This is a genomic window from Streptomyces sp. NPDC090798, assembly GCF_044768965.1.
Taxonomy (GTDB): Bacteria; Actinomycetota; Actinomycetes; order Streptomycetales; family Streptomycetaceae; genus Streptomyces.
Genome location: NZ_JBIVXA010000018.1, coordinates 159,066 through 184,736 on the forward strand (window position 1 = coordinate 159,066; position 25,671 = coordinate 184,736).

The 25,671-nt window shown below is 68.7% G+C and carries 24 protein-coding genes and 4 pseudogenes; 18 read left to right on the forward strand and 10 right to left on the reverse strand.

The annotated features are described in order from the left end of the window. The first annotated feature begins 231 nt into the window (after positions 1–231). Together ACIQTP_RS33030 and ACIQTP_RS33035 are read left to right on the forward strand one after the other, a co-directional pair. Positions 232–1,668 carry an aldehyde dehydrogenase gene (locus ACIQTP_RS33030; protein WP_403406952.1) on the forward strand — a complete coding sequence of 479 codons (1,437 nt, stop codon included), beginning with the start codon at positions 232–234 and terminating at the stop codon, positions 1,666–1,668. Between the two features lie 75 nt (positions 1,669–1,743). Next, positions 1,744–3,357, forward strand: a complete 1,614-nt coding sequence (locus tag ACIQTP_RS33035; RefSeq protein ID WP_403406954.1) for a GMC family oxidoreductase — start codon at positions 1,744–1,746, stop codon at positions 3,355–3,357. A gap of 34 nt (positions 3,358–3,391) precedes the next feature. Here the strand turns inward: ACIQTP_RS33035 and ACIQTP_RS33040 are convergent, their stop codons facing one another. From ACIQTP_RS33040 to ACIQTP_RS33050, 3 genes and pseudogenes are all read right to left on the reverse strand, one after another. After that, positions 3,392–3,841 (reverse strand): universal stress protein, encoded by a 450-nt coding sequence (locus tag ACIQTP_RS33040; RefSeq protein ID WP_403406956.1) that lies wholly within the window; start codon positions 3,839–3,841, stop codon positions 3,392–3,394. Positions 3,842–4,180: 339 nt separating this feature from the next. Beyond that, positions 4,181–5,623, reverse strand: a complete 1,443-nt coding sequence (locus ACIQTP_RS33045) for a GntP family permease (RefSeq protein ID WP_402049929.1) — start codon at positions 5,621–5,623, stop codon at positions 4,181–4,183. A 732-nt stretch (positions 5,624–6,355) separates the two neighbouring features. Beyond that, positions 6,356–7,012: pseudogene (locus tag ACIQTP_RS33050) on the reverse strand (zinc ribbon domain-containing protein); the annotation flags it as partial. Here ACIQTP_RS33050 and ACIQTP_RS33055 point away from each other — a divergent pair. The 4 genes from ACIQTP_RS33055 (at position 7,001) to ACIQTP_RS33070 (ending at position 9,247) form a co-directional block, all read left to right on the forward strand. After that, entirely contained in the window at positions 7,001–7,708 is a 708-nt protein-coding gene (locus ACIQTP_RS33055) for a DUF4232 domain-containing protein (RefSeq protein WP_403406959.1), read from the forward strand. The pseudogene ACIQTP_RS33050 and the gene ACIQTP_RS33055 sit on opposite strands and share 12 nt — an antisense overlap. A 131-nt stretch (positions 7,709–7,839) precedes the next feature. Beyond that, the gene (locus ACIQTP_RS33060; protein ID WP_403406961.1) at positions 7,840–8,241 is read left to right on the forward strand and encodes a hypothetical protein; all 402 of its coding nucleotides are present in this window, start codon (positions 7,840–7,842) and stop codon (positions 8,239–8,241) included. Between the two features lie 11 nt (positions 8,242–8,252). Then, entirely contained in the window at positions 8,253–8,798 is a 546-nt protein-coding gene (locus ACIQTP_RS33065) for an RNA polymerase sigma factor (protein WP_403406963.1), read from the forward strand. Next, on the forward strand, positions 8,795–9,247 hold the full coding sequence (locus ACIQTP_RS33070) for a hypothetical protein (RefSeq protein ID WP_403406965.1): 453 nt from the start codon (positions 8,795–8,797) through the stop codon (positions 9,245–9,247). Before ACIQTP_RS33065 ends, ACIQTP_RS33070 begins: the two co-directional genes overlap by 4 nt. A gap of 5 nt (positions 9,248–9,252) precedes the next feature. Here the strand turns inward: ACIQTP_RS33070 and ACIQTP_RS33075 are convergent, their stop codons facing one another. Then, a complete protein-coding gene (locus ACIQTP_RS33075) occupies positions 9,253–10,158 on the reverse strand; it encodes an alpha/beta fold hydrolase (RefSeq protein ID WP_403406967.1) in 906 nt (301 codons plus the stop codon). A 246-nt stretch (positions 10,159–10,404) separates the two neighbouring features. On the opposite strand from ACIQTP_RS33075, the gene ACIQTP_RS33080 reads away from it, so the two are divergent. Beyond that, a complete protein-coding gene (locus ACIQTP_RS33080; protein WP_403407019.1) occupies positions 10,405–10,773 on the forward strand; it encodes a Tn3 family transposase in 369 nt (122 codons plus the stop codon). Continuing rightward, positions 10,709–11,146, forward strand: a complete 438-nt coding sequence (locus ACIQTP_RS33085) for a zinc-ribbon domain-containing protein (RefSeq protein ID WP_403406969.1) — start codon at positions 10,709–10,711, stop codon at positions 11,144–11,146. The genes ACIQTP_RS33080 and ACIQTP_RS33085 overlap by 65 nt, the downstream gene beginning before the upstream one ends. 93 nt (positions 11,147–11,239) lie before the next feature. Here the strand turns inward: ACIQTP_RS33085 and ACIQTP_RS33090 are convergent, their stop codons facing one another. After that, the gene (locus ACIQTP_RS33090; protein WP_403406970.1) at positions 11,240–11,545 is read right to left on the reverse strand and encodes a helix-turn-helix domain-containing protein; all 306 of its coding nucleotides are present in this window, start codon (positions 11,543–11,545) and stop codon (positions 11,240–11,242) included. A gap of 65 nt (positions 11,546–11,610) precedes the next feature. On the opposite strand from ACIQTP_RS33090, the gene map reads away from it, so the two are divergent. Then, positions 11,611–12,378, forward strand: a complete 768-nt coding sequence (gene map, locus ACIQTP_RS33095) for a type I methionyl aminopeptidase (RefSeq protein WP_171401685.1) — start codon at positions 11,611–11,613, stop codon at positions 12,376–12,378. Between the two features lie 32 nt (positions 12,379–12,410). Further along, positions 12,411–13,721 (forward strand): annotated as a pseudogene (locus tag ACIQTP_RS33100) (transposase); the annotation flags it as partial. 82 nt (positions 13,722–13,803) lie between these two features. On the opposite strand, the gene ACIQTP_RS33105 reads toward ACIQTP_RS33100, so the two are convergent. Then, a complete protein-coding gene (locus tag ACIQTP_RS33105) occupies positions 13,804–14,676 on the reverse strand; it encodes a helix-turn-helix transcriptional regulator (RefSeq protein WP_403406972.1) in 873 nt (290 codons plus the stop codon). A 176-nt stretch (positions 14,677–14,852) separates the two neighbouring features. On the opposite strand from ACIQTP_RS33105, the gene ACIQTP_RS33110 reads away from it, so the two are divergent. After that, complete coding sequence (locus tag ACIQTP_RS33110) at positions 14,853–15,614, forward strand: SDR family oxidoreductase (protein WP_403406974.1); 762 nt, start codon at positions 14,853–14,855, stop codon at positions 15,612–15,614. Positions 15,615–15,733: 119 nt separating this feature from the next. Here the strand turns inward: ACIQTP_RS33110 and ACIQTP_RS33115 are convergent. After that, a pseudogene (locus ACIQTP_RS33115) lies at positions 15,734–16,708 on the reverse strand (site-specific integrase). Between the two features lie 493 nt (positions 16,709–17,201). Beyond that, on the reverse strand, positions 17,202–17,459 hold the full coding sequence (locus ACIQTP_RS33120) for a hypothetical protein (RefSeq protein ID WP_403406976.1): 258 nt from the start codon (positions 17,457–17,459) through the stop codon (positions 17,202–17,204). Positions 17,460–17,786: 327 nt separating this feature from the next. On the opposite strand from ACIQTP_RS33120, the gene ACIQTP_RS33125 reads away from it, so the two are divergent. From ACIQTP_RS33125 to ACIQTP_RS33145, 5 genes are read left to right on the forward strand one after another with little or no spacing between them, the layout of a single operon-like run. Further along, on the forward strand, positions 17,787–18,347 hold the full coding sequence (locus tag ACIQTP_RS33125) for an RNA polymerase sigma factor (protein WP_403406978.1): 561 nt from the start codon (positions 17,787–17,789) through the stop codon (positions 18,345–18,347). After that, positions 18,344–19,162, forward strand: a complete 819-nt coding sequence (locus ACIQTP_RS33130) for a zf-HC2 domain-containing protein (RefSeq protein WP_403406980.1) — start codon at positions 18,344–18,346, stop codon at positions 19,160–19,162. The genes ACIQTP_RS33125 and ACIQTP_RS33130 overlap by 4 nt, the downstream gene beginning before the upstream one ends. Next, on the forward strand, positions 19,159–19,992 hold the full coding sequence (locus ACIQTP_RS33135) for an ABC transporter ATP-binding protein (protein ID WP_403406982.1): 834 nt from the start codon (positions 19,159–19,161) through the stop codon (positions 19,990–19,992). Before ACIQTP_RS33130 ends, ACIQTP_RS33135 begins: the two co-directional genes overlap by 4 nt. Beyond that, on the forward strand, positions 19,989–21,383 hold the full coding sequence (locus ACIQTP_RS33140; RefSeq protein ID WP_403406983.1) for a hypothetical protein: 1,395 nt from the start codon (positions 19,989–19,991) through the stop codon (positions 21,381–21,383). Before ACIQTP_RS33135 ends, ACIQTP_RS33140 begins: the two co-directional genes overlap by 4 nt. Beyond that, complete coding sequence (locus ACIQTP_RS33145) at positions 21,380–21,955, forward strand: hypothetical protein (RefSeq protein WP_403406985.1); 576 nt, start codon at positions 21,380–21,382, stop codon at positions 21,953–21,955. The genes ACIQTP_RS33140 and ACIQTP_RS33145 overlap by 4 nt, the downstream gene beginning before the upstream one ends. A gap of 47 nt (positions 21,956–22,002) precedes the next feature. Here the strand turns inward: ACIQTP_RS33145 and ACIQTP_RS33150 are convergent. Beyond that, a pseudogene (locus ACIQTP_RS33150) lies at positions 22,003–22,113 on the reverse strand (transposase family protein); the annotation flags it as partial. Positions 22,114–22,560: 447 nt separating this feature from the next. Between ACIQTP_RS33150 and ACIQTP_RS33155 the strand changes: the two are divergent. Then, complete coding sequence (locus ACIQTP_RS33155) at positions 22,561–23,319, forward strand: YoaK family protein (RefSeq protein ID WP_403406987.1); 759 nt, start codon at positions 22,561–22,563, stop codon at positions 23,317–23,319. Positions 23,320–24,158: 839 nt separating this feature from the next. Continuing rightward, positions 24,159–24,770, forward strand: a complete 612-nt coding sequence (locus ACIQTP_RS33160) for a LuxR C-terminal-related transcriptional regulator (protein WP_402050826.1) — start codon at positions 24,159–24,161, stop codon at positions 24,768–24,770. Positions 24,771–25,350: 580 nt separating this feature from the next. Here ACIQTP_RS33160 and ACIQTP_RS33165 read toward each other — a convergent pair. Next, a partial coding sequence (locus ACIQTP_RS33165; protein WP_403406989.1) for a hypothetical protein occupies positions 25,351–25,671 on the reverse strand: 321 nt, incomplete at its 5' end.

Here is a 25,671-nt window from a genome sequence, read left to right on the forward strand (position 1 = left end):
TTATTCAGTTTTGAATCATGAAAGCGCTCCTCGTGAGGCCGGTACCAGCCGCAAGGGGCGTCGCAGATGTAGCCCCACCCGCAGGTTCGACGCGCCGGGCCATGGCCCGGGAAGCCGCAACTGGCAGCGGCCTGCGTACCGCGCTGAGCACCCTCGTGCTCGCGGGGCCATCCACATCTCGAACATCACGGAGTGCCGTGAGCCCACGGCCATGCCGAGGAGAAGTCCACCATGGATCCCAACCATCTGTTCATCGGCGGGCGCTGGGTGCGCGCATCCGGCGATCGCGTCATCAACGCCGTATCCGCGAGTACCGGCGATCACCTCGGTGCCGTACCGGACGGCTCCCCGGGCGACATCGACCGGGCGGTCGGGGCCGCTCGTGCCGCATTCGACGCACCGACCGGCTGGGCATCCTGGGGCACTGGACGTCGCGCGGCCGCCATGATCCGTCTCGCGGACGCGCTCGATGCCAGGAAGGGGGCGACGTCCGACGCCGTCAGCGCGCAGAACGGCATGCCGATCACTGTCGCCCGGTCCTTCGAAGGTGTGGTGCCATCCGCCCTGCTGCGCTATTACGCGGGTCTGGCCGACAGCATGACGGGCGAGGAACTGCGTACCGGACTGCCCCGTGGCACCACCCTGGTCCGCCGGGAACCCGCAGGCGTCGTAGCCGCCATCATGACCTGGAACTTCCCTCAGACCATCGCCTTCTTCAAGATGGCCCCGGCGCTGGCGGCCGGTTGCGTGCTCGTCCTCAAGCCGGCACCGGAGACGGTCCTCGACTCGGTGCTGCTGGCGGAGGCGGTCGAGGAAGCGGGCATCCCCGACGGCGTGATCAACATTGTTGCGGGCGGCCGCGACACCGGCGCGTATCTGGTCGCCCATCCTGACATCGACAGGGTGTCGTTCACCGGCTCCACCCGGGCGGGGCGCCAAGTGGCCGCCACATGCGCCGAGTTGCTGCGGCCGGTGACCCTGGAACTGGGAGGCAGGTCCGCCGCCGTCGTCCTCGACGACGCCGACCTCGCCGCGAACGCAGAGCAGTTCTTCATGGCCAGTCTGCTGAACAACGGTCAGACCTGTTACGCGAGCACCAGGATCCTGGCCTCCCGCAGCAGGTATCGGGAAGTGGTCGAGTTCTGCACGGCGATGGCCCGTGACGCCGTCGTCGGTGACGCGCTCGACCCCCACACCCAGATCGGCCCGCTCGTCGGCCAGCGCCAGCGCGAACGTGTGCTGGGGTACATCAAGACCGGCCTCAACGAGGGGGCTCGGCTCACCACCGGAGGAGGCCGGCCGCCCGGCCTCGACCGAGGCTGGTTCGTCGAACCCACCGTATTCGCCGACGTCGAGAACTCATCGACCATCGCGCAGGAGGAGATCTTCGGCCCGGTCCTCACGATCACGCCCTACGACGGCGAGGACGAGGCAGTGCGCCTGGCGAACGAGTCGGTCTACGGTCTCGCCGGCACCGTCTGGACCACGGACTTGGACCACGGTGCCCAGGTGGCCCGCCGGATCCGGACCGGCACCGTCGGGCTCAACGGCTATCTGCCCGACCTCACCTCCCCCTACGGAGGCAGGAAGGCCAGTGGACTCGGCAGCGAACTGGGGCCCGAAGGGCTTCACGCATACCAGCAACTCCAGTCGATCTACCACCCCTGACGCCACGGCCCGCATCCGTCGCCCGGCTCGGGCGAGTCCAGGCGACGGCCGTCCGCCGGGCGAGGGAGAGCCAGCATGACTTCCACCGGAACCGAAGGATTCGACTACGTCATCGTGGGCGCCGGCAGCGCCGGTTGCGTACTCGCAGAACGCCTGAGCCGCGACGACCGCGTCCGCGTGCTACTCCTCGAAGCGGGCGGCCCCGACACCGACGAACTCATCCACATCCCAGCCGCGCTCGGCATGCTCTTCGGATCGCATACCGACTGGAGCTACCGGACGGTCGAGCAGCCCCAGCCGGGCCGCACCTTCTCCTGGCCCCGGGGCAAGACACTGGGCGGCTCATCATCCACCAACATCATGATCTACACCCGGGGCAACCGGCACGACTACGACAGCTGGCGTGACGAGCACGGTGCGAAAGGCTGGGGCTACGACGACGTCCTGCCGTATTTCATGAAGTCCGAGTCGAACCGCCGCCTCGGCGAGCCCTACCACGGTTCGGACGGACCCCTGCACGTCGAGGACCGCGTCTACACCCACGAACTGTCACGGTCCTGGCTGGACGCCGCCGTGGAATGGGGACTGGACCACAACGACGACTTCGCGGGTGCGTCCCCTGCCGGCGCCGGCCTGTACCAGGTCACCTGCCATCACGGGCGACGGTGGTCCACGGCCGACGCCTATCTGCGCCCCGCTCTTGGCCGGCCCAATCTCACGGTACGCACCGGCGCCCTGGCAACAAAGATCACGCTCGAGGGATCACGCGCGGCCGGCGTCACCCATCTCCGGGACGGACAGGAGCGGACGGCCCACGCCGACAGGGAGATCCTGCTCTGCGGCGGATCCATCAACTCGCCCCAGTTGCTGCTCCTGTCGGGCATAGGCGATCCCGACGAGCTGCACGATGTGGGGATAGACGTCCGAGTCCCCCTGCCCGGGGTCGGGCGGAACCTGCAAGACCATTTGATGGCTCCCGTCGTGTGGGAGACCCGGAACTCCACTGACATCGTCCGGGACCTGCTCACCCCGGACAACCTCGAACGGTGGCGTGCCCACGGCGACGGGCCCTTCGCCTCCAACTACGGCGAGGTCGGCGCGTTCCTCAACGTCACGGACGGCAACAGCCGTCCTGACGTCCAGTTGGTGGGAGGGGCCACGGCACTCATTCTCAGCGGTGAGGAAGTATCCGACCAGCCGGTGTTCACGATGAACTGCGTCCCCCTGAACCCGCAGACTCGCGGCACCGTCCGTCTCGCGTCAGCTGATCCGCAGGCCCCACCGCTGATCGATCCCCGGTACTTCGACGTGCCTGCGGATGTGCCGGTCATGGTCGCCGGGCTCAGAGCGGTCATGGGCATCGCCCACTGCGCACCCTTCGCCGAATACCTGGCGCGGTCGTACCTGCCGCCCAGCGACGACCTGGAGTGTCTGGACGGCCTGGACGACGCGGCTCTCGAAGAGCACGTCCGCAGGTGGAGTGCCACGTCGTATCACCCAGTGGGCACCTGTGCCATGGGCACCGGACACGACTCGGTCGTCAATTCGGACCTGGAGGTCTACGGAGTCGAGCGACTCCGTGTCGTCGACGCCTCGGTCATGCCGACTGTCATCAGCGGAAACACCAACGCACCCACAATCATGATCGCCGAAAAGGCGGCCGAGCGGATCGGGGAGCGGCCTCGCTAGGCTTGGCCGCCCTCCCGATGCCGATCCATCCGTGTCATGGCGCTGTAACGACCAGTACACGTGATGCCGCGTGCTGAAGGCAGTACTTGTCGACCGTGCGACGCAGCCGCCGGAGGACCTGTCGGCGCTTGCGACCCACCACCAGCAGATCTTCGGCTCCCCGAGCCAGACTCGTCAGTACCGGTCCAGGAACGCCCTTTGCCACTCGGTGCTCCACCGGCACGTCGTTGGGAAGAGAAGCGCGCTCGCACTGCGTGTCGAGTGTTTCCCGGGCCAACGCCTCCTGCGATGTGCTCAGCTCCGGACAAGGAAACATACGCTCGACGTATTCGCCCCCGAACGGACTCCACACTATGACGGCCAGGAGGGTGGCATCCCGGCGCCGTGCCTCTTCCGCCGCGCGCTGCAGTACCGCGGTGCTTCCCTTTTCGCCGTCGACGCCGACGACGACGCGCCCTCGACTGGCCTTTCGTTCGTTTTGCATGACAGCTCACAAACCTGAGTGTTGGGGTTGGTCAAAGGATCACTGCGAATACGCTAAAACTTCCTCCGGACACGGGGGATCCCACAACCGATGGAGCGGGTGGATGACGTGCCTGTCGCCTCCTTCCCCTTTCTCAGGCCGTGCCGGATGGCCTGGACGAGGTGCTCGGGTGCCGTTGAAAGGGTTGCGCTGGGAGGCGTGCCAGTCGCCGACCTCGTGGCGGCGCCGACAGCGCGTGCGGTCGTCCGCCGTCCCATCGCCTACGAGACGGCACCTGACACCACATCAACCATCCCGACCCCAGCCGCACAGCCCGTGGTCGTCGGCCCAAAAGGGGTGTCACACGACGGCGTTGAGCAGCATGATGCAGCCCAAGGATGTCAACGAGAGCAGAGTGTGGGACACCGTCCAGGTCTTGAACGTGCCACCGACCGACATTCCGAAATACTCTTTGATCATCCAGAACGACGCATCGTTGACATGCCCCATGAATGTCGATCCCGAGCCCAGGGCCAGGGCGAGGAGCGCTGCCTGAGTGGGCGCCAGGCCGTCCGCGAGGGGGCCGACGATGCCGGCTGCGGTGATGGTGGCGATGGTGCCGGACCCGACGACGACTCGCATCAAGGCGGCGATCAGCCACGCGAGCAGGAGCAGCGAGAGGTGGAGGTGACTTGCCGCCAGGGTGACGGCACGATCGACACCGGTGTCCTGCAGGGCTTGGGAGTATCCTCCGCCGGCCGCGACGATCACCAGTACGCCCGCGACGGGCGCGAAGCTCTTGGCCAGGGATGCTTGGATGTGGCGCCGGTCGGCGCCGAGCGCATATCCGAATGTCACCAGCGACACGAATACCGCCACCAGCAGTGCGATCATCGGGGTGCCCAGGAACTCTACGACGGTGTACAGCGTGCCGTGGGACATGGGAATGCTGTCGAAGATCGCCTTGAGTGCCATCAGCACAATAGGGAGCAGGATGGTGCCGAGGGTCGCCGGGAGGCTCGGTAGCCTGCGTGGCGCTCGTTCGACACCCTCCACATCACCGCTGGCGCCCGCGTCGTCGCTCTTGTCGTGAGGGGTGGTGGTGAAGGCGGCTTCGACGGAGTCGGGCACGTGGGCCGGCACACGGGGCCAGATATAGGCGGTGAACAGAGGGCCGACGACGATGGCGCAGGGCAGCGCGATCAGGAGCCCGAAAAGCATGGTGAGCCCGATCGAGGCGTGCACTGCCTGGATCGCGATCAGTGGCCCCGGGTGAGGGGGGACGAGCGCGTGCACAGTGGCCAGACCGGCCACAACGGGCATGCCCACCCGCAGCACCGGGTAGTGGAGCTGCTTCGCCAGCTGCAGCACCAACGGCATCAGCATGACGAAGCCGACCTCAAAGAACATCGGCAACCCGACGAGGGCCGCGACCAGGGTCATCGCCCACGGCAGCCATTCGGGTCGGACGGTGCGGGTCAAGGTGTCGACGATCCGGTCGATACCGCCGGAATCGGCCAGCATACGGCCCAGAATCGCGCCAAGGAGAATGAGCACGCCAACCGAGCCTGTAATGCGGCCCATCCCGGTCGTGAAGGAGCCGACGGCCTTTTCGGCGGGCTGACCAGCCAGGAGTGAGACGGTCAGGGAGCTCACCGTCAGGGCCAGGAAGGCGTGGATCTTCAACCAGCTGATGAGCAGAACGACGAGGGCGATGGAGACACCCACCACCACCAGGAGCCAGGTGTCTTGAGCGGTCCAGGGCTGAGCCGCCGACAACACCGCGGCCGCTGAGCTCGCCATCCCGTGGTCTCCGTTCCCGGTCCCCGCCTTGTCTGTCGCCCGGGCTTCCGGGGAAGGTGGGCGGACCGCCCACGCACGGATGGACCACCAGCAGAACGACACCACACCGAACTGCACACCATGCGGCGCAACGAGGACACGGCTGTCGCCATCACTCGATCAGCGCGGCTGGTGAACCACTGCCGGCTTCGGCGCTCGCGAAGCTCCCGCTGCTGATCAGCAGCGCGTGCTTAACGGCAGGGCCGCCCTCATGGACGTCCCCGCCGTTGGCACAGGTCAGTTCGGTTACCAGTGGTCGTGGTGCTCGCAGCGCTCGTAGTGGTTGTGGCGGTCGATCTTGGTGAGGTCGGTGGCGGTGCGGGTAGTGGTGTCGTCGCCGCCGATGGCGGTGTTCGTCACCTGGGAGCGGGCCGTGCAGGAGACGTCGACCTTCAGGGTGATGGGAGGGTAGCTGCTCCCGGCGGGGAGGACGTCGCTACGGGTGCAGGTGAGTGTGTTCAGGGTGCAGTTCCATCCTGCGCCACTGATGCTGTAGGTAGCGGGGTAATGAGAAACCTCGTGTCTCGCGGCGCCCCGCGCGAGCCGGCGAGAAGGATCAGTCACATCATCGGCCGGTCTCCGCCGTGCATGGCTGCGGGAGGGTGCTGCGTTTCCGAGTGCGGGCGCGCTGAGGACGTCGCGGGCTGCGCTGTGGGCGCGGTGGCGGTCGGTGCCGTACGCGCCGCACGTCCACTCTCGGACGTGCAGGGGCCTGGGGCCGTACCGGAATCCGCAGGCCGAGCAGACCTGAGAGGACGGGAAAGCGCGGTCCACCTTGGCGAAGGTGCGGCCGTGCCTGACCGTCTTGTACTCCAGCGTGCCGACGAACGCGGACCCTCCCGCGTCGTGCACGCACTTGGCGAGCCGGCGTGCGACCGTGATGCGCCGAGCAGAGCCCGGTCGCCGGATTCGCGGGCCCGGAGTTCTCCCGGACGACCGACGAGAGCCCGACACTCTCCGCCTGTCCGCGAGTCCTGCACAAGTCCCGAGATCGTGGAAATCGTGGCAGGCGAGGCGAGGTGGGTTGAGGAGGGTATGCCGCCGGTTTGTGGGGTCAAGATCCGCCGGGTTACGGGTCTGTCCCAGCGGACGGCGGCCCCGAACAGGTGCGGAACGGTGGCGGGAACCGCCGTCCCGGCTGGCCGGCGGCGTGCCCCGGCGCGGTGCGCCCGCTGGTGGTGCGCGTTGTGCCTGGCAGTACGTGTAACAGGGATGTATTAGCGGGTGGTTGGGCGGAACGCGCCGCCTGGCCGGGCCGGTCTTGGTGATCGGAAACGCTCGCTCGTACCGACCGGTACCGAGCGGCCGGCACTGCCAACCGATCCTGAGGAAGAAACGATGCGCGTTCACAAGCTCACCTTCGCCGCCCTGGCCGTCGCCGCCGGTCTCTCGCTCACGGCCTGCCAGAACGACGACGCCGGCACGGCACAGAGCGACCCGTCGTCCACGTCCACCGCGTCGTCCGGGGCCACCGCGTCGTCCTCGGGCGGCGGTTCGGACTCGGGCAGTTCGGACCAGAGCGGCGCGAAGGACTCCGCCGGGACGAGCTCCGCGACGAACTCCGGCGCAACGAGCTCCGGCGGGACGGGTACGGCTGCCGGGACCGGCTCCCACGCGAACGCCAAGGTCGGCAAGTGCCGCACCGACGAGTTGGAGATCACGGCGAAGGACAACACCATCGACGGCGACCCCGACGGCACCGTCGTGGTCGAGCTGAAGAACCGCGGCGGCCGGGACTGCACGATCTCCGGGTACGCGGGCGTCGACCTGAAGACCAACGCGGGATCGCTGTCCGCGAAGCGCACCGGCCAGCAGGCCGGCTCGGCCATCCTCAAGAACGGGAAGTCGACGTACTTCCCCATCAACTACCCGTTCAACAAGTCGGGCGGCTCCGGCGTTCGCGTCACCGGGCTGGTGGTGACCCCGCCGGACGAGACGAAGTCGGTCACCCTCAACTGGCCGGGCGCCGCCACCCTGCCCGTCACGGACGGCTCCGGCTCCCCGGTGAAGGTCGGCCCGGTCGGAAGCGCCGGTCAGGGCGGCTGACCCGCACGCCCCAAGGGCTGTCCCGCGTCGGCGGCGGTCCATGAGAGGGCCTGCCTGAACCGCCGTCATGTTCGTGGTGGCGACGATCAGTCGTGCTTCCTGCTCGGGAGCGGAGGCATGAGCCTGGGCGCATGGCGAAGGCCCTGCGCGTGCAGGCCGGCGCCCTGGGAGTGCCCGCAGCGGCGGTGGACGGCTTCGGCGGGTTCGAGCTTCATCCCCGAACGGCACGCACGCCGAAGGGGTCGAGCAAGGCCCAGTTGCTGGAGGCCAAGGACAACCTGCAACGCATGCTCGCCAGCATGCCGCTCAGCGACGAAGAACGCGCCGCCGTCGACGACGGCCAGGACGCCCTCGACCAGTTGCTTGGCCGCCTCGCCGATGTCCCGACTCCGTCAGGCCCGACTCCGCGAGAACTCGACGTCCCACCGTCGGCGGCGCTGCTGCCGATCGTCGAGGTCAACCAGAGGTTCGGCCGAGATACGGCCGGAAGGGATGCGGCTGCGGACGATCGGCGGGTGAGACCAGGACGGTAATGTCCAGGGCGATGGACGGTTCGGCGGGAGAAGACCAGCGGCCGTGGGACGCCGCGGCCGCGCTGGTGCGCGCCGCACGGACTGGGGACGTGCTGGCGATGGACGAATTGCTGACCTTGGTGACACCGTACGTGACCCGGCTGTGCCGGCCGATTGCCGTGTCGGACAGCGAGGACGCCGTCCAGGAGGCGCTGGTGGCGATCTTCCTGGGAGTGCGGGGGCTGCGTGATCCGCAGGCGTTCTACGGCTGGGCGCGCACGATCACCGTGCGCGAGGCGGTAAGGGTGGCGCGGCGCACTGCTGTCGCGCGTGCCGTCGACCCGGATGACGTGGCCCGCCTGCGCGGCCTCGTCCCTCGTGGTGACGGCGAGCTGTCCGTACAGGTGCGGGACGTGCTGGCGCGGATGCCGGTGCATCACCGCGCGGTGCTCGTACTGCGCGAGCTGGAGGGGCTGGATGAACGAAGTGCCGCCAAGGTGCTGGGCATCGCGCCGGGTACGGTCAAGTCCCGTCTGCATCGTGCCCGTTCGGCGTTCCGGAAGGCGTGGCAGCGATGAGCGTTGACTGCGTGGCGCGGCTGCGGGTGATGGCCGCGGGACTGCATGCCGCGATGTACGCGGAGGAGCGATTGGACCTGCCGTACGACGAGGTGTGGGCGGTCGCCGAGGATCTGGCGGGTGAGCTGCCGCACCTCGTGCCCTTCCTGCGCGAGTTCCGCGTCCCGCCGGGTGACGCCGATCGCAAGCCGGCCCGGGCGGTGGGACCGCTGGGTGTCCGCGGCGCTTTCGAGGTGCGGCTGGCTCCCGGCTGGTGCCTGATGCAGTCGCGCCTCGTGGTGGGTGGCATGGCCGCCGCCCCGGAGGGCGACGGCACGCGCTTCGCGGTGCTCGGTGCGGCGCGTCCCGCCGTCCTGCGGCCGGTCCAGTCGGTGTACGGCCGACTGCTCGGGGCCCGCCGCGGGCAGGCATTCGTCCGCAGAGTCGCGCTCCGGGCGGCCGCACGTTAGCGGCTTTAGCGGCCCGTCACGAACAGCTCCTTCATCGCCTTGGCCACCGCTTGTGGGGCCTCCCGGGGCAGGAAGTGGCCAGCGCCGGGCACGATGCGTACGGTGAGGTCGTCCGCATGGCCCTCGCCGCCGGCCAGCATGGACGAGGGGATCACATTGTCCCGCTCGCCGCCCAGCAGCACGGTCGGCACGGTGAGCCGATGCCCGCGCCACGCGCCGCGCAGCAGCGCCGGGATGTCCCGGACGACGTACTGCCAGAACATGGCCTGCCCGGCGTGCGCGCCGACGCGGGCGGCGGCGGTGAACTCGGCCACTTCGTCGACCTGCCAGACCGACCGGTCGGCGACTTGATGGCGCAGCAGGAAGCGGGTGAACGCCGGCCACCGGCGCAGCACGGCTTTGCCGATCACCGGATACTCGATGAAGGCGGTGTACCACTGCCGCCACAGGTTCGGCAGGATCGCCCGGTGCCGGGCCCACGGGTGGGCCATATTGAGCGCCAGGTAGCCGCTGAACCGCTCCGGTGCCCGCAGGCACAGCCGGAAGCCCACGTGGGCCCCCCAGTCGTGCCCAACCAGGCCCACCCGGTCAAGGCCAAGAGCGTCCATCAGCGCAAGCATGTCGTCGGACAAGCCCTCGATGTCGTAGCCGCGCCTGGTCTGCTCCGACCAGCCGAAGCCCCGCAGGTCCGGGCAGATCAGCCGGTGTCCGGCAGCCGTCAGGACGGCGACCCGGTGCCAGGCGAACCAGTGCTGCGGGAAACCGTGCAACAGCAGGACCGGCGTGCCGGTTCCGTACTCGGCCACGTGCAACCTGGCGCCGCGCACCTCCAGCCATCGGTGCTCCGCCCCCTCGGCGGCCGGGAGAGGTCTGGGGGCAGCATGCCTGCCCGAGGTCGTGCTCGATGCCATGGAAACGCCTCTCGCCTTCGGCGGGTCTCTTGCGGAACCGCATCGGCGGGTCAGGAGGAGCGGCCGAGCCGAAACGTTCCCCCGCATCCTCCGATTTCGCCGCGGCTTCATTGCGTCCGCTCGGTGAGGGGTCCCTTACGAACAATCCTGACCGGACATCAAGAGGCTCTGCCATCCCCGGCCGTATCTCGGCCGAACCTCAACCAGGGCAAAGGCTGAACTACTTGACAAATTTGATTCCACAGAATCGAGGCGTTCAACGGCTTCTCCCAGTGGATTGGCTTCGGCAACGGCGGCGTCATCACCGACAACGACCCCGTCGAGCAGGAGAAGACCGCGAAATTCAACGCTCAGCTCACGAACGCGGTGATCTTCCACAACGCCCTGGACATCGCCGAGATCGTGCGCCAGCTCCAGGAGGAGGGCTACGCCATCGACCCCAAGGACCTGGCCCACATCTCGCCGTACCTGACCGAGCACATCAAGCGGTTCGGCGAGTACAGCACCCATGAGCTCGGCATCCAGCCGGAGGCGTACGACCCGAAGCTGAATGTGGATTTCACACGGCTGCGGGAGGAGAACCTCACCAGCGAGGGCTTCGGTCAGGCGGCCTGACCGAGCAGAGGAAGGGGACCGTGGCGCGTTAGGGGTCTCGCTGGTCGAAGCGTATCCGCAGGTCGCCGCGATGTGGCTTCAGGAGCGCAACGGCGGGCTGACGCCGCAGAAGGCGACGCCGAAGATGCAGGTCGCGGTGTGGTGGTGGTGTGCGGCCGGGCACGAGTGGGAGGAGCGGATCTCCAACCGCACCGCGATGCCGAAGGAGGAGAACGGCGATGTGGCCGCCTGCCGCGAGTGCGTCGGCTACCGGGTCTCCCACACCTTCCCCGTGTGCGGGCACAGCGCGAGGGTGCGGGCGCTCGCGCCCTTCGGGCAGGAAGCGACGGAGCCGACAGGCGGCCAGGTCGGTGTAGCCGCCGAGGTCCGCTAGGCGGTGCTCGGGCTGGTCGACGAGGTGATCAGCGTGCGCGCAGGCGTACCGGCACAGCGCGGTCAGTGAACCGCTGACTCTCTGAGTGCGGCGTTACGAAACCAGCGATGGATGCCGTGTGACAGGCAGGACCGACTGATCCTCGACGGTTCGCTCCGCCTGGCTAATCTCGGCCCAGACGGCGTCGAGAGACAGGGCGAGGGTGTCGGCGATCGCTGCGATGGTCGGGAAGGCGGGGGTAGCCACACGGCCGGATTCGATCTTCCGCAGAGTTTCCGGCGAGATGTGCGAAGCGAGCGCCACGTCCAGCATCGAGCGGCAGCCCCGGGCTCGGCGGAGCAGGGCGCCAAGGCGCTGTCCGCGTTCTACCTCGGCGGGGGTGAGCGGCAACCTGACCATGACCCCATTCTAATACCGGTACAGTTAGACCGGGATAGTTATTGGACATACATGAGAGGTCCCCCATGATTGAGATCCTGAACTCCGCGCGGCTTGAGCGGGCGAGGGACACCGGCGCCCTGGTCGGAAACATCCTGCACACGCTGAAGCAGCGCAGCACGGTCGGGACGAACCTGCTGGACATCGACCAGTGGGCCAAGGAGATGATCACCGAGGCGGGAGCGCAGTCCTGCTACGTCGACTACGCGCCTTCCTTCGGGCGCGGCCCGTTCGGGCACTACATCTGCACGGCCGTCAACGACGGAGTGCTCCATGGGCGGCCTCACAACTACACGCTGGCAGACGGGGATCTGCTGACTCTCGACCTCGCCGTAGCCAGGGGCGGGGTCGCCGCGGACGCCGCGATCAGCTTTCTGGTGGGCAAGGCCAGGCCGGCGGAGAGCGTCGCGATGATCGAGACGACCGAACGTGCACTCGCCGCCGGCATCGCCGCCGCCAAGCCTGGGGCGCGCATCGGCGACCTCTCCCACGCCATCGGCACGGTCCTCAGCAAGGCGGGCTACCCGATCAACACCGAGTTCGGAGGCCACGGCATCGGCTCGACCATGCACCAGGACCCACACGTCGCGAACACCGGACGGCCCGGCCGCGGATACAAGCTGCGCCCCGGACTGCTGCTCGCCCTGGAGCCCTGGGTCATGGCCGACACTGCCACACTCGTCACCGACGCCGACGGTTGGACGCTGCGCAGCGCGACAGGCTGCCGGACCGCACACAGCGAGCACACCATCGCCATCACCGACAGCGGAGCCGAAATTCTCACCCGACCGTAAGGGGGGTAGCGCCGAGGTAAGCCCCAAAGCCGGCCCTGGCGCCGGAGCCCGAACCGGCTTCCCTCCTGGACCTGCGGGCGGCGGTGAACCCGATGCTGCTCCGCGTGGACCTGCCGGAGGTGTTGCTGGAGATGTTCTCCTGGACCGGCGCGGACCAGGCGCTCGCCTCGGTCACCGGCGGCGAGGCCCGGTTGCGGGACTTGCCGGTCACCATCGCGGCGCTGCTGGTGGCGCACGGCTGCAACGTCGGCTACACCCCGGTGATCAGCGGCATCGACGCGCTTAAGTACGGGCGGCTGTCCCACGTCGACCAGACGTATCTGCGGCTGGCGACCTACCGGGCCGCCAACGCCACACTGATCGCCACCCAGGCGGCGATCCCGCTCGCCAGTGCGCGGGGCGGCGGTCTGGTCGCCTCGGTCGACGGGATGCGGTTTGTGGTGCCGTCGGTGTACGCCCGGCCGAACCCGAAATTCTTCGGGCGGCGGGGCGGGGCCACCTGGTTGAACATGATCAATGACCAGCCGGCAGGGCTCGGCGGGAAGGTGGTGGCCGGCACCCCGCGCGACTCGCTGTATGTGCTGGATGTCCTGTACAACCGCGATGGTGGCAAGCGCCCGGACATGACCGTTACCGATACTGCCTCGTACTCCGACATTGTCTTCGGACCCCTGACCTTGGCGGGGTTCACCTATGCGCCGCAGCCGGCGGACCTGCCGGACCAGAAGATGTGGCGCATCGTCCGTGCCGCCGACTACGGCGCGTTCCAGGACGCGGCCCACAGCCGTGTCGACCTGGTCCGCATCGAGCGGCACTGGGAGGACATCCTGCGGATCATCGGCTCCATCCACACCGGGGCCGTGCGGGCTACGACGTGATCCGGATGCTCTCGCGCGACGGCCGGCCGACCCCGCTGGGCGACGCGATCGCCCACTACGGGCGGATCGCCAAGACCCTGTACATCCTGCGCCTGGCCGACGAACCGGCCTACCGGCGGAAGATCAAGGTGCAGGCCAACCTCAGGAGGGCCGCCACGCGCTCGCCCGGTAGATCTTCCACGGCAAGGCCGGACAGCTCTACCAGCGTTACCAGGACGGCATGGAGGATCAGATCGGCGCGCTGGGCTTGGTCCTGAGTGCGCTCGTGCTGTTCAACACGAGGTACATGGACGCCGCCGTCACGCAGCTGCGCGAGGACGGGTCGAGGTCCGCGACGAGGACGTGGGCCGCCTCTCCCCGTTCGTCCGCCATCACATCAACATGCTGGGCCGCTACTTCTTCCAGCTCCCCGACCTGCCCGGCGGCCTGCGGCCCCTGCGCGCCCCGGACGCCACCGACGACTAATGACCGGGCGCCGAGGCGGTCCGCGGATGGCGGACATCGTGGCGCGGCCGTTCTGGCTGTACTGCCGGGAGGCCGGTGTTCGTCAGGGTGTTTTCGGGTGTGGGGCGTCTGCCGGCCTGCTGTGTGCTGTGTCGGCGGGTTCGGTCTGTGAGAGTGCGGCGAGGAGTTGCAGCTTCTCGTCGCTGTCGCTGTCCTTGTCGGGGTAGTAGACAACGAGGATGACGTCGTCGATGGGGAGTTTGTCGCGGTGGAGCCGCAGTTCACCGACGATGGGGTGGTGGACGGTGGTGGTGCCTCCGTCGAGGTTGCGGACGTCGTGTCGGGCCCACAGGGTGCGGAACCGCTGACTGGACAGTGCGAGCTCTCCGACGAGTTCGACAAACCGGGGGTTGTCGGTGTCGTCCCCGATGGTGGTGCGAAGAGCGGCGATGAAGCTGGCGGCGGCTTTGGCCCAGTCCTGGTGAAAGGCTTGTTCCTCGGGATCGAGGAAGAGGGAACGAAGCCGGTTCTGGCCGGGCCGCAGGCGCGGGGAGAGCGCGACGCCCATGGGGTTGGAGGCCAGGACATCGAACGCACGCCCTTCGACGAACGCGGGAATCTGAAGGTGGGTGAGGAGCTGGTGCACCCGTGCCGGTACGTGCTCGGGTCGCTTGCGGCGCGGAGCCCTGGGGCGTGCTGCCGTGAGGCCGAGCAGATACGTCCGCTCGACGTCGTCGAGGCGCAGGACACGCGCGAGTGATTCGAGGACCTGAGGTGAGGGGTTCTTGTCGCGGCCGCGTTCCAGTCGCAGGTAGTAGTCGGGGCTGATTCCGGCGAGCAGGGCGACTTCCTCACGGCGCAGGCCGGGCACGCGGCGGTTGCCGCCGGGCGGGATCCCTGCCTGTGCCGGTGAGATCAGCTCGCGCCGGGCGCGCAGGTAGCTGCCGAGCCGGTTGCCGGATTCCTCATCCTTCATACCGACACCGTAATGCGGTGTGCGTGACTCAGAGGGGGCCCTGGTAGGACCAGGGAAGACGGGGGCACTGTCACACCCAGCGGATGCCGCCAAGACTGCGGTAGCACTGTTCACAAAGGACTGGATGCGCCGCGGGCCTGAACGCCGTCGGCGTCCTGGACTGAAGGGAAGATCTCGTGGATCTCTCCAACCGCACCGTTCTCATCGTCGGCGGGACCTCGGGTATCGGGCGAGAGCTGGCCCGCCGGTTCGCCGCAGCGGGCAGCACCGTGGCCGTTGGCGGCCGCAGCCCGGAGGCACTATTGGAACTCGCCGGAGAGGGCTTCGGCACGATCAGCATCGATGTCACCGACAGTGCCGCCGTCGCATCTGCCCGTGACGCCGTGCTCGCCCGGTACCCCGAGCTGGACACCGTGGTGACGATGCCGGGCGTCATGCTCCTGGAGGACCTGCGCGACCCCGCGCACTTCGAGGCGGCAGAGACGACGATCGACACCAACCTGGTGGGCACCATCCGGGTGATCGACGCCTTCACCCCGCACCTGGTCCGGCGGGGCGCCGGCACCTTCATCACCGTCACCTCCGGCATCGCCTTCCTGCCTTTCCCGCCCATGCCCACCTATGCCGCCTCGAAGGCCGCGGTGCACGCCTACTCCGAGGCGCTGCGCGCGCAACTCGACGGCACCGGCGTCAGCGTCGTCGAACTCGTCCCGCCGGCCGTCGCCACAGCAGGCCAGGAAAAGGTGAACCCGCACGCGCTGCCGCTCGACGACTTCGCCACCGAGGTCGTGCAACTGCTCTCAGAGGACCCCACCCCCCGCGAAATCCTGGTGAAGGGGGTCCTCATGCACCGCTGGGCCGAGCGCGACGGCACCTACGACGACCTCGTCGCACAGCGTTCCCAGGCCCTGGCCATGCTCCCCAGCCGCGAAGGCTGACCCCCTTCCCCCAGGGCCGCACGGATCATCGCCTCCCCCCGGGCGGCCAGCGAGCAGCCACGCGTCCTGGACACGAACCCCGTCACCCGAACGGCCCTGCTCTGACGGGCGGCGACGTTTCAGCGGCGGGCGTCTCTGGGGGCGAGCAGGCTGGTGAGCTCGGCGATCACCTCCGGAGAAGGCTTGAAGTAGCGGCGGACGTTCTCCGGCTTCTTGTGCCGGGACTTCGCCGTCAGCATCAGCAGCGAGGCGCCCTGCTCGCCGAGGTGGGTCAGGGCGCAGTGGCGGTACTCGTGCAGGTCCCAGCCCGTTCCCAGGCCGCGTAGGGCAGTGTGCTCGTCCAGCAGCGCGCGGGCCTGCCCCGTACGACAGGCGGGCCAGCCCGGTGTCCGGGCAGACATCCCGAGGGCTGACGACCTTGCCCGGACCTGGGTGGCGGTGGGTGACCAACACCGGCCCGCGCGTGCGGCCCTTCGGCAGCCGGGGCAGAAGCCGGGCGGTGCCGGCGTCCCAGTACACGGTATCCAGCACGTAGTCCTCGCGCGCCTGGCCCCGGAGGCGGGCCTTGCTCCGGGCGCCCTTCGCCTTGACCGGGTAGCGGCGCCCGGCGAAGTCCAGGTCCTCGACGTTCACACCGAGGATCTCCTCCGCGCGGGCGGCGGTCTCGTACAGCATCCGCCACAGCGTCTTCTCCCGCAGGTGCACCTCGCGCCGGGCGATCAGCCGGTCGATCGCCATCTTCGAGCGGGCCGGGGTCTCGGAGTCAGGCGCCGTCAGCCGCTTCGCCCAGGCCGGGACCATCGGGGCTTCGTAGCCGCGCTCCCGGCACCAGCCGAGCCAGGACAGCACTCCCGCTCGGCGCGAGTTCCAGGTGTTGACCGCCGCGGTGCCCCACAGCAGTTCCAGGGCCTCACCGATCTCGTCGTCCGCGACCGACGCCAGCGGTCGGGCCTCGCCGATCCGCTCAGCGGTCTTGTCGGCCCCGATCCCGTAGTTGCGGACCGTGTTCGGGTTGCCGAGCGAATCGAGGAACACGTCGCCGCCGCGCGGACGGTCAACTCCTGCCGGGCCGACAACTGCACGACGGTGGGCATCACTTCCCCCTCGCCACAGATAACAGGGCCGCTTCACATAGCGGCTGGAGAACGTCACACAGGTGACGGATCACGTCACCGCAGATATTGGGCTGTTATCTGCGGGACGACTTCGCGGACCGCTCACGGTCGGCACCGCAGCGGGCGCCCACCAGCGGCCCCGGACGCTTAGCGCACGATCTGGCATAGATGTTCCTCAAGCCCCCAAGGCCCGCCGCGAGTACGAGAACGGGTCAGCGGCCTCACGCCGATCGGGCAATGATCGTTCTCAGCGCCACCGGCTGTCCCGATGTCGGGGTACCTAACATCCTGTAGAGAACTTCCCGGACTCCAAGATCATCCCGTGACGGGTTTCTGGCGTATCTGGGTCATGCCCCTCCGACAATCCGCCGACCCGATGCCTTCGTGTGGAACCACGAGGACGACAGCCGTACCTGGGTCGCGCCGAATCTCGCCAATGACACCAGGCGCGTGGCGCCGGTGCGGGGCGGGATCACGCGGCTTTGGAGTCGTCGTCGGAGGTCATCTGCTGCTCGATCTCCCGGGCCGTTTTCGTCAGTTCGAGTGCCTCGCGGCGCAGGTCACTGGCGCGCTCGCGCAGCTGCTTGACGCGTCGGCGCTGCTGTTCGGGGCTGTACTCGTTGACGTACTGCCCGCACGGTCCCACCAGCAGCCCTTCGGCGGCCAGTCGGCGCACCGCGGCCGCGGCCTCCTTGAACGCCTCGCCACCGAGGGGCCGGTGACCCTGCACGACGGCTACCGCCTCTACAGCGCGATCGTGGCCGGCTTCACGGCGGTCTCCGGCTCGGGCCGCTTCGTGGCGCGGGCGTACCCGGGACGGACGCGGCCGGCCGGCTCGGTGCCGGCGCTCGCGAAGGCGGGGCAGCTCGGTCCACGCCGATCCCGGCTTGCGTACGGCGGGGGTCGGGGTCGGCACGTTGAGCGCCTTGGAGAGTTGGGGCACGAGGCGGGCCTTCGTTCAGACGTTCCCCGTCCGTCCGGGCGCGGGGTCTTCCCACATGTGGCGGGGATCACGTTGAGAGGAAATCCTGCGGCCCGGCTCGGGCGTCTAGCCGGTGTGAGATCAGTCAGGAAGGCACCGTGCGCGCTGGACGAGGAGCGTCTCGTCCAGCTGGTGGCCAGGGGTGACCGCGCGGCGTTCGAGGAGCTGTACCGGCGCACCGCGCCGTGGATGGCGGTGCGGTTGCGCCGCCGCTGCGCCGACGAACAGGTCGTCGCCGAGGTCATGCAGGAGACGTATCTGGCGGTGTGGCGCGCGGCGGGCGCGTTCGCGGGATCCTCGGCGGGCGGGACGGCCGCCGGATGGCTGTGGACGATCGCGGCACGCCGCCTCGTGGACGCCTTCCGGCGCAGGGCCCACCACGCCGAGCCGCCCGCGGCCGCCGCTCTCCCCGACGCGGCGCCCGCCGCCGAGGAGGAGGCACTCGCGACGACCGTCGGCGGTGACGTCGGCGACGCGCTGCGGTGCCTCGCGCCGGAACTCAGACAAGTACTGCAGGCCATGGTGCTCGACGGGCTGTCCGTTCGGGAGACCGCGGTCCTGCTCGGGCTGCCCGAGGGCACGGTCAAGACACGTGCCCGCCGGGCCCGTATCGCGATGCGGGAGGCGCTGGCATGAGCGTGGAACACGCGTCGATGCGCATCATCGACGGTTACGCACGCGGCGACACGGACATCGCCGCCGACGAGGTGTGGGCCCTGGAGGCCCATCTGGAGGCGTGCGGGGTGTGTCGCGACCGGCTGTCGGCCGCCGTCACTGCCGAGGCGCCCGCCGTGGCGGCGCTCGTCGGCACCGTGTGGTCCGACCTCGAACCCCAACTGGCCGCCACCGCCACGATGCCGCGCCAACGGCGCTGGTCGGCGTGGCTGTCGAGGTGGATGACGCCCACGATGGTGCCGTGGCTGGCCATGGTCGTGAGCGTGACACTGCTCGCGCTCCTGCTCGACCTGGTCGACACCGGCTTCGGCGAGGTGTCGCTGGTGCTGCTGCTCGCCCCGATCCTGCCCGTCCTCGGCGTCGCGGCGTCGTGGTCGCGCGGCCTGGACCCGGCGTACGAGCTGACGGCCTCCGCGCCGAGGGCAGGCCTGTACCTGGTGCTGCGGCGCACCGCGTCCGTGCTCGCCGTGGTCGTCCCCGTGCTGCTGGTGGCCGGATGGGCGACCGGTGTGACGGCCGCGCAGTGGCTGCTGCCCTGTCTGGCCTTCACCTCGACGACCCTGGCGCTCGGCGGTGTCGTCGGCGTGACCCGCGCCGCTGTCGCGCTGGCGGCCGTGTGGGCCGCCGCGGTCGTGGCGCCGACCCTGGCTACCAGCCGTACGACCCTCGCCCTGCAGACGGGCAGCCTGCCCGTGTGGGGACTGGTCCTCGCGCTCGGTACCGCTGTCGTGATCGCACGCAGGGGCGCGTACTCCGTGTTGGGAGCCCATCGATGACGATCGGAAAGGAACACCACATGACGTCCGCGGTGAGTGCGGCCGACATCGCACCGACGGCCTACGCCTGGCAGATCCAGGCCACCGGGCTGAAGGTCAGGGTCGGCCGGAAACGGATGGCCGTCGACGGCCTCGACCTGTCGCTGGGCACCGGCGTACACGGCCTCCTCGGCCCCAACGGGGCGGGCAAGACCACCCTCATCCGGACGCTGGCCACCGTACTACGCCCCACCGAGGGCACCCTGGAGATGCTCGGCGAGTCCGCGGGCGGCATGGGCGAACACCGGGCGCTGCGCCGCCGGATCGGCTACCTGCCGCAGGAGTTCGGCTACTACAAGCGCTTCACGGTGCGCGAGTTCGTCGAGTACATGGCGTGGCTGAAGGAGGTGCCCAAGGCGGACATCCCCGCCGCCGTGCAGCGCGCCGTGGAGCGGGTGGGTCTGGCGGACCGCGCCGACGAGAGGATGAAGGCCCTGTCGGGCGGCATGGTGCGCAGGGCCGGCATCGCCCAGGCCATCGTCAACGACCCGACGATCCTGCTCCTGGACGAGCCGACGGTCGGCCTGGACCCGGCGCAGCGGCTGCGCTTCCGTGAACTGCTGCAGGAGCTGGGTACGGACACCTGCGTACTCGTCTCGACCCATCTGGTGGAGGACGTCGCCGCCGCCTGCACCGACGTGGTGCTCTTCGCCGAGGGCCGGCTGGTCTTCCAGGGCCCTCCGGACGAGCTGGCCTCGGTGGGCGGCCCCGAGCACGTGGGCGACAGCCCGCTGGAGCGCGGCTACTCGGCGCTGCTGCTCAACCCCCAGCAGGGAAGGGGCACTTGGTGAACGTCCGCGTCCTGCGTATCGAGCTGAAGCGCTCCGTCGCCCCGTGGGCCGGCGCCGTGGTCCTGACGCCGGCGCTGGCGTTTCTGTACCTGATTCCCGGATCGTGGTGGACGGGCACCACGGCGTGGACGGCCCAGTGGACGTCCATGGCCCTGTGGACCCGCTCCCTGCTGTTCTACCTGTGGCCGCTCGCCGTGGGGCTCGGGGCGCTGCAGGGCCTGCGCGACCACCGCTCGAAGATGTCCGAGCTGCTGACGAGCACGCCGCGGCCCGCCCGGCACCGCGCGGCCACGCTGGCGGGCGCGACGGCGATCACGCTGACCTCGGCCTTCGCGCTCCTCGTCCTCGTGGGCGGAGTCCAGGTGCTCGCCCACACCGAGTACACGCACCTCGGATGGCTGCCGATCTCACTGGTAGGGGCACTCTCTCTCGTCGCGGGGGCCGTGCTGGGCATGGGGGCCGGGCGGGCCCTGCCGTCCGTGCTCACCCCGCCCGCGCTGGCCATGGGCGCCTTCGTGTTCACGGCCCTCATGCAGACGTCGTTGGGCCGGACGCAGACGACCACGGCGACGGGGCTCCCGAGCATGGAGCCGAACCGCCTCTCCCTGCTGTCACCGGCGGTGCAGGAGGTGCGCGACGCGCTCATCACGCTCTCCGCCTCCGTGCACGTCGGACAGACGATCTGGCTGCTCGCCATGGCCGCGACCGGCTTCGCGCTGCTGGTCGCCGCGACCTGGCGCGCCCGGCTGATCGCCCTGACGCCCGTCCTGGCGGGCGCGGCGCTCGCCCTGCTCGTCCTCCCCTCCGACCCTCGCCGGATGTACGTCGTAGACCAGGCAGCCGCGGAACTGGTGTGCGACGGCCCGGTGTGCGTGACGAAGACGCAGCAGGCGCGACTCGCCGACCTGGCGGGTCCCGGTAAGGAGGCGCTGCGCCTGCTGCATGGCGCCCTGGGCAGTCAGGCGCCGGCCTCGGTCCGGGAGAACACCGCCGTACTGCCGGACGGCTCCACGCCGCAGTGGTCCCGCAAGACCGTGCTCTTCGACTTCGACGACGACATCATCGCCGCCGCGAAGGGCGAGGAGCTGACCTGGGCCCTGCTCGCCAAAGGCCTGGTGCCGGGGTGCACCCCCGTCGGCTGGAGCGGCTTCGGGGGAGACGAGTTCGCGCAGACCGTCGCGGTGGGCTGGGTCCTCGGGGACCTCAGGCCGTTGCCCGGCACACCGGCACGTATGCGCCGCGAGGCCGACGCCAAGACCCGCCCGGTGTGGAAGGAGCTCGAGGCGCTTTCGCGGGCCGAGCAGCTCTCGCGGATCAACGCGATGCGCGCCGCCGCGTTCTCCTGCAAGGGCGACCCGTTCGACGCGCTGAAAGGCGGTGCGTCCCGGTGAGATGGCTGCCCCTGTACGCGCGTTCGCGTCGGGTACCCGCGTCCCTTGCCGCGGTGGTGATCAGCGCGGTGGCGGTGTGGGCATTCGCCCGGGACGGGGGCGAGGGGCCCGGTGATCCGCGGCTGCCCGTGCTCGTCCTCGCCACGGGGGCGATGGCAGCCTCGGCCGGGCTCAGCGGGCAGGACCTCGCGCTGGACCGGACGGCCGCGATCCGCTGGGTGCCCCGCAGAGCGGCGCACGTGCTGCTCGCCGGCACGGTCGTCGCCGCGGTGCCGCTGACCGTGCAGACCATGGGCGAGTCCATGGCCACCACCGCGCTCGTCGTCCGGGACAGCGCGGGCCTGACGGGACTGGCCGCCCTGGGCGCGGCGCTCTCGGGCGGACAGTACGCCTGGACGCTGCCGTTCGCCTGGCTCTCGTTCTCGTTCCTCGCCCCGCCTCCGACGAGTGCGCCGATGCAGGTGGCGAGCTGGATGCTGCTGCCACCCGGCACGGCAGCGGGCACCTGGACGGCCCTGCTCCTCGCGGTTGTCGGCATCGCGGCCTACGCCGTCGCGGGACCGAGACGGTGACGACCGCAGCGCGGTCGCGTGCGGCATGCACACGCATCGGATCGAGCCGCAAGAAGCGGACCGAGGTGGTCAATGATCCGGCCTGCGGCCGACTTCGAGATCCCGAAAAACGAGGCAATCTGTCGCGTCGTCAAATTCGTGCGCCAGCAAGAGGACATCTGATCTGGACGGTTGGTAGTCAGGGATGCTTTTGCGGCCGGTGGCGTCGACGGCCGTTGCACGGGGTGTGAGTGCTCGTCACCCGTATCGCAGTGACGTCTCCGATGCCCGTTGGTCCTTGATCGAAGGACAGAATCCCCCTGCTTCAGCAGGGGAGCAAGCCAATGGCGTACTACCGAGAACCGAGAAGCAGCCGTCGCAGCCGTTCAACGCGGTTCCCAGCGGCTTGCCCATTGAGCCTGTGCGGGCATTCGGCGGGCCTGATTCTGCCGGTCTGGTGACTGCCGCACGAGGGCGACACGTAAGGATCAACGACTCCGTCGGCTATATGGTTTCGGTGACTTTAAATGCGCAGATGATGCGGGCAATCAAAAGAACCCGGTTCAGCCAGTCAGCCCCTGACCGTATATGGAGTGCCAGCAGGCCGAGGATATGGAGGTGGAGGCATGTCGGACGCCGAGCCGCAGCCCCGGGGCGGTGGAGCGGAGGGTCCCGCCCCCGCGGTCGACCCTGCCAGGCAGACTGCTCCGACGCCGGCGATCCGGTCGGTGCGGTTGGCAGCACTGCTGGCACTGGTTGGCGGCGGCCTTGACGCATACACGTTCATCAGCCGAGGGGGAGTGTTCGCCAACGCGCAGAGCGGCAATGTCGTCCTGTTGGGCATTGCGGCCGCCGAGCGGCATTGGTGGCAGGCGCTGGAACGCCTCCCGCCGATTCTCGCCTTCGTGGCCGGTGTCCTGGTTGCTGAGACCCTTCAGCGGCCGAGGGTGGCGGTGGTGCTGCGCCAGCCGGCCTGGGCGGCCATGGTGCTGGAGCTCGTCGTGCTGGCAGCGGTCGGTCTGATCCCCGCCGGCGCGCCGGACACGCTCGTCACCGTCCTTGTCGCCTTCATGGCCGCAGTGCAGATGACCACCTTCCGCACGCTTGGTGACGCCGTCTATAACAGCACGATGACCACGGGCAATCTCCGTTCAGCCATGCAGAACGCGTACGCGGCAGTGGTCAATCGGGACATGGACGACAGACGTCGGGCGCGCCAGTTCGCCAGCGTCGTCCTTGCGTTCCTCGTGGGGGCGTTTGGCGGTGGCTGGTTGACCTTCGCATGGGGTGCGCGGGCGGTCTGGGCCGCTTGCGTTCTGCTGGCGGTGGGTTTGGTCATTTTCGTGCACGACGCGCGCGTAGTGCGCAAGCTGCGCGAGGGCTAAGGGCTTTGAGGCCAACGTGTTGCTCCCGTATCGGGCTCGTCGATCTGTATGCGCGTCACTGATGTGACCCGAGGTCAACTCGCGTGAAGCGCGGGGTGTTGTTTCCATATCGGGAACAGCCTCCACCATCAGGTTCCGTGCCCCCGCCGACGTACCACCTTCCTCGCCATGGCCAGGACGACGTGCTGATTCTGCAATCCCTGCGAAGCCATCTCCTGGCCTTCCCGGCAAGCTGTCGCTCACGGTGGGGATCGGTGAGCGGTTGCTGCCGGAAGCATGCCTCCGCGGCCACCGGATGCCGGCGACGGGGATGAAATCGCCTCGGCGGGACAGTTAGCGATATCCTGCACTGGTCGAACTGGCGCCGCCGGCGCCGGTACCAGGCCTGCAGCAGCCACTACACGACACGGCCGCAGCTCCTGAACTGCCAGCAGTCAGAACAAGCACTGTTGCTGTGCTCAACGCCGTCGGCCCAGGTACCCTCACGGACGCCGGCGGGGCACATCGCAGTGCTCGCCGAGCCAACATTGACGAGCTGCAGCCATTGACGAGCTGCAGCCGCCGACCAAGAAGCTGATCGACATGCTCGCCTTCGTCCCAGCTGAAGCGATTGACCCGGCCACGTATCAGAGCGGCCACTACGCGAAGCCTCGTACGTTGCCAGAGGTCAAAGATCACGGACCCTCTCGTCCCGGCATCCCCGTACGGGCCATCCGGGGTGCTACTTCTTGCGGAAGAGCTGAGTCTGGGGTCAGGCGGCGGGAAGCACCGGCCGTCTACTCCGCTACGTCATGTGGCCGGTGGCACCACCTACGCTGGAGCTTCTAATGAGCCCGTCTGTGACGTCTATAGCCGTTATTTGCGACTGGTCGTTGCTTCAGCTCGGTCTCGCGCAGGCAATCAATGCCCAACCGGACTTGCGGATCACCACCTTCGTTAAAAGCGTGAATGACCTGCTCCGCAAGGCGAATGGCGTGAAAATTATTGTACTGACCAACCTGCAGCTGTCCGACCAGGCGGCATCCGACCAGGTCGCTCAGTTGCATCGACAAGGGTACGCGGTCATTGTGATATCGACATCGGAGGTGCAGTCCGATGCCGTCCCGTGCATTAAAGCCGGCGCTCGCGGATATCTGAGCCGGCAAACCGACGATTCGGAGTTGGTGACGGCCATCCGCGCCGTTGCTTCAGGAAGAAGTTACTTCGGCGCCAGTCTCGCTGGTCAGAGTCTGCCTGCGCCTCCTCCCCGTATCACCAGCCGCGAGAAACAAATCTTGCAGCTCGTCGCCAACGGTGCGACAGATCGCGAGATCGCCAACAAGTTGAATATCACTGAAAACACGGTTCACACACACCTGGAGCGACTGCGCAGAAAGTATGGCTCTCGCCGTAGGGCCGACCTCACTCGCTTGGCCCTAAAATGTGGTGTATTGGAGAACTTCAAAGAGTAACCAATGAGGAGCTGATCCTCGCGTGCCCCCAACCGGTGTTGCATGTCGAATCGATGATGATCGAGCACGGGTCGGATGATCTCAGCATCCGAACCGGGCACACCGCTGCTCGCTGCTGTCAGATGTGTTATCTGTTCGGGTGAATATCGTCCAGACTGTCGACGACAGTCACGGACGGTGGATTTGAAGGCGTGGGCACCTGAATGAGAATGGGGACGTAAACAATCATGCCGTGCCTGTACTCGGCTTTCTTCGAGAGCCGATAGCACACAATCACCGCCGGGTTGCTTCGCGTCGCATAGCACCGAAGCACCGACTTCGCGGGTGCGGCCTGCGGGGCATGCGACGGGACAGTTGCCTCACTCACTGGTGCGCCCCACACCCAAACCGCCAAGCAAACGGAGGCTGCGACTGCTAGACGGCAAGCACGGCCCATCCCATTAGCCTTCACCGTTGGCCATCCAACCCCAGCACCTCGCAGAGGGAACCTCTGCGAGGTGCTGACTCATCTGATCGCCCTTCGTCAACCGACGAGGCCGATCTGACTGAGCGAGGCCCGGGGCTCCGCCCAGTCAAATGATCAACCTTGGGTGCCGCCCTGGGTGTTGCCGGAGCCGCCGCCCTGGGTGCCGCCCTGGGTGTTGCCGGAGCCGCCGCCTTGGGTGCCGCCCTGGGTGTTGCCGCCCCCGCCGCCTTGGGTGCCGCCCTGGGTGTTGCCGCCCCCGCCGCCTTGGGTGCCGCCTTGGGTGTTGCCGCCCCCGCCGCCTTGGGTGCCGCCTTGGGTGTTGCCGCCCCCGCCGCCTTGGGTGCCGCCTTGGGTGTTGCCGGAGCCGCCGCCCTGGGTGCCGCCTTGGGTGTTGCCGGAGCCGCCGCCCTGGGTGCCGCCTTGGGTGTTGCCGGA

What these genes read in the sequence shown, in the direction of transcription:
- ACIQTP_RS33030 (WP_403406952.1), top strand. Translation starts at nt 232, where the DNA reads ATGGATCCCAACCATCTGTTCATCGGCGGGCGCTGGGTGCGCGCATCC.
- ACIQTP_RS33035 (WP_403406954.1), top strand. Translation starts at nt 1,744, where the DNA reads ATGACTTCCACCGGAACCGAAGGATTCGACTACGTCATCGTGGGCGCC.
- ACIQTP_RS33040 (WP_403406956.1), bottom strand. Translation starts at nt 3,841, where the DNA reads ATGCAAAACGAACGAAAGGCCAGTCGAGGGCGCGTCGTCGTCGGCGTC.
- ACIQTP_RS33045 (WP_402049929.1), bottom strand. Translation starts at nt 5,623, where the DNA reads ATGGCGAGCTCAGCGGCCGCGGTGTTGTCGGCGGCTCAGCCCTGGACC.
- ACIQTP_RS33055 (WP_403406959.1), top strand. Translation starts at nt 7,001, where the DNA reads ATGCGCGTTCACAAGCTCACCTTCGCCGCCCTGGCCGTCGCCGCCGGT.
- ACIQTP_RS33060 (WP_403406961.1), top strand. Translation starts at nt 7,840, where the DNA reads ATGGCGAAGGCCCTGCGCGTGCAGGCCGGCGCCCTGGGAGTGCCCGCA.
- ACIQTP_RS33065 (WP_403406963.1), top strand. Translation starts at nt 8,253, where the DNA reads ATGGACGGTTCGGCGGGAGAAGACCAGCGGCCGTGGGACGCCGCGGCC.
- ACIQTP_RS33070 (WP_403406965.1), top strand. Translation starts at nt 8,795, where the DNA reads ATGAGCGTTGACTGCGTGGCGCGGCTGCGGGTGATGGCCGCGGGACTG.
- ACIQTP_RS33075 (WP_403406967.1), bottom strand. Translation starts at nt 10,158, where the DNA reads ATGGCATCGAGCACGACCTCGGGCAGGCATGCTGCCCCCAGACCTCTC.
- ACIQTP_RS33085 (WP_403406969.1), top strand. Translation starts at nt 10,709, where the DNA reads ATGTGGATTTCACACGGCTGCGGGAGGAGAACCTCACCAGCGAGGGCT.
- ACIQTP_RS33090 (WP_403406970.1), bottom strand. Translation starts at nt 11,545, where the DNA reads ATGGTCAGGTTGCCGCTCACCCCCGCCGAGGTAGAACGCGGACAGCGC.
- map (WP_171401685.1), top strand. Translation starts at nt 11,611, where the DNA reads ATGATTGAGATCCTGAACTCCGCGCGGCTTGAGCGGGCGAGGGACACC.
- ACIQTP_RS33105 (WP_403406972.1), bottom strand. Translation starts at nt 14,676, where the DNA reads ATGAAGGATGAGGAATCCGGCAACCGGCTCGGCAGCTACCTGCGCGCC.
- ACIQTP_RS33130 (WP_403406980.1), top strand. Translation starts at nt 18,344, where the DNA reads ATGAGCGTGGAACACGCGTCGATGCGCATCATCGACGGTTACGCACGC.
- ACIQTP_RS33135 (WP_403406982.1), top strand. Translation starts at nt 19,159, where the DNA reads ATGACGATCGGAAAGGAACACCACATGACGTCCGCGGTGAGTGCGGCC.
- ACIQTP_RS33155 (WP_403406987.1), top strand. Translation starts at nt 22,561, where the DNA reads ATGTCGGACGCCGAGCCGCAGCCCCGGGGCGGTGGAGCGGAGGGTCCC.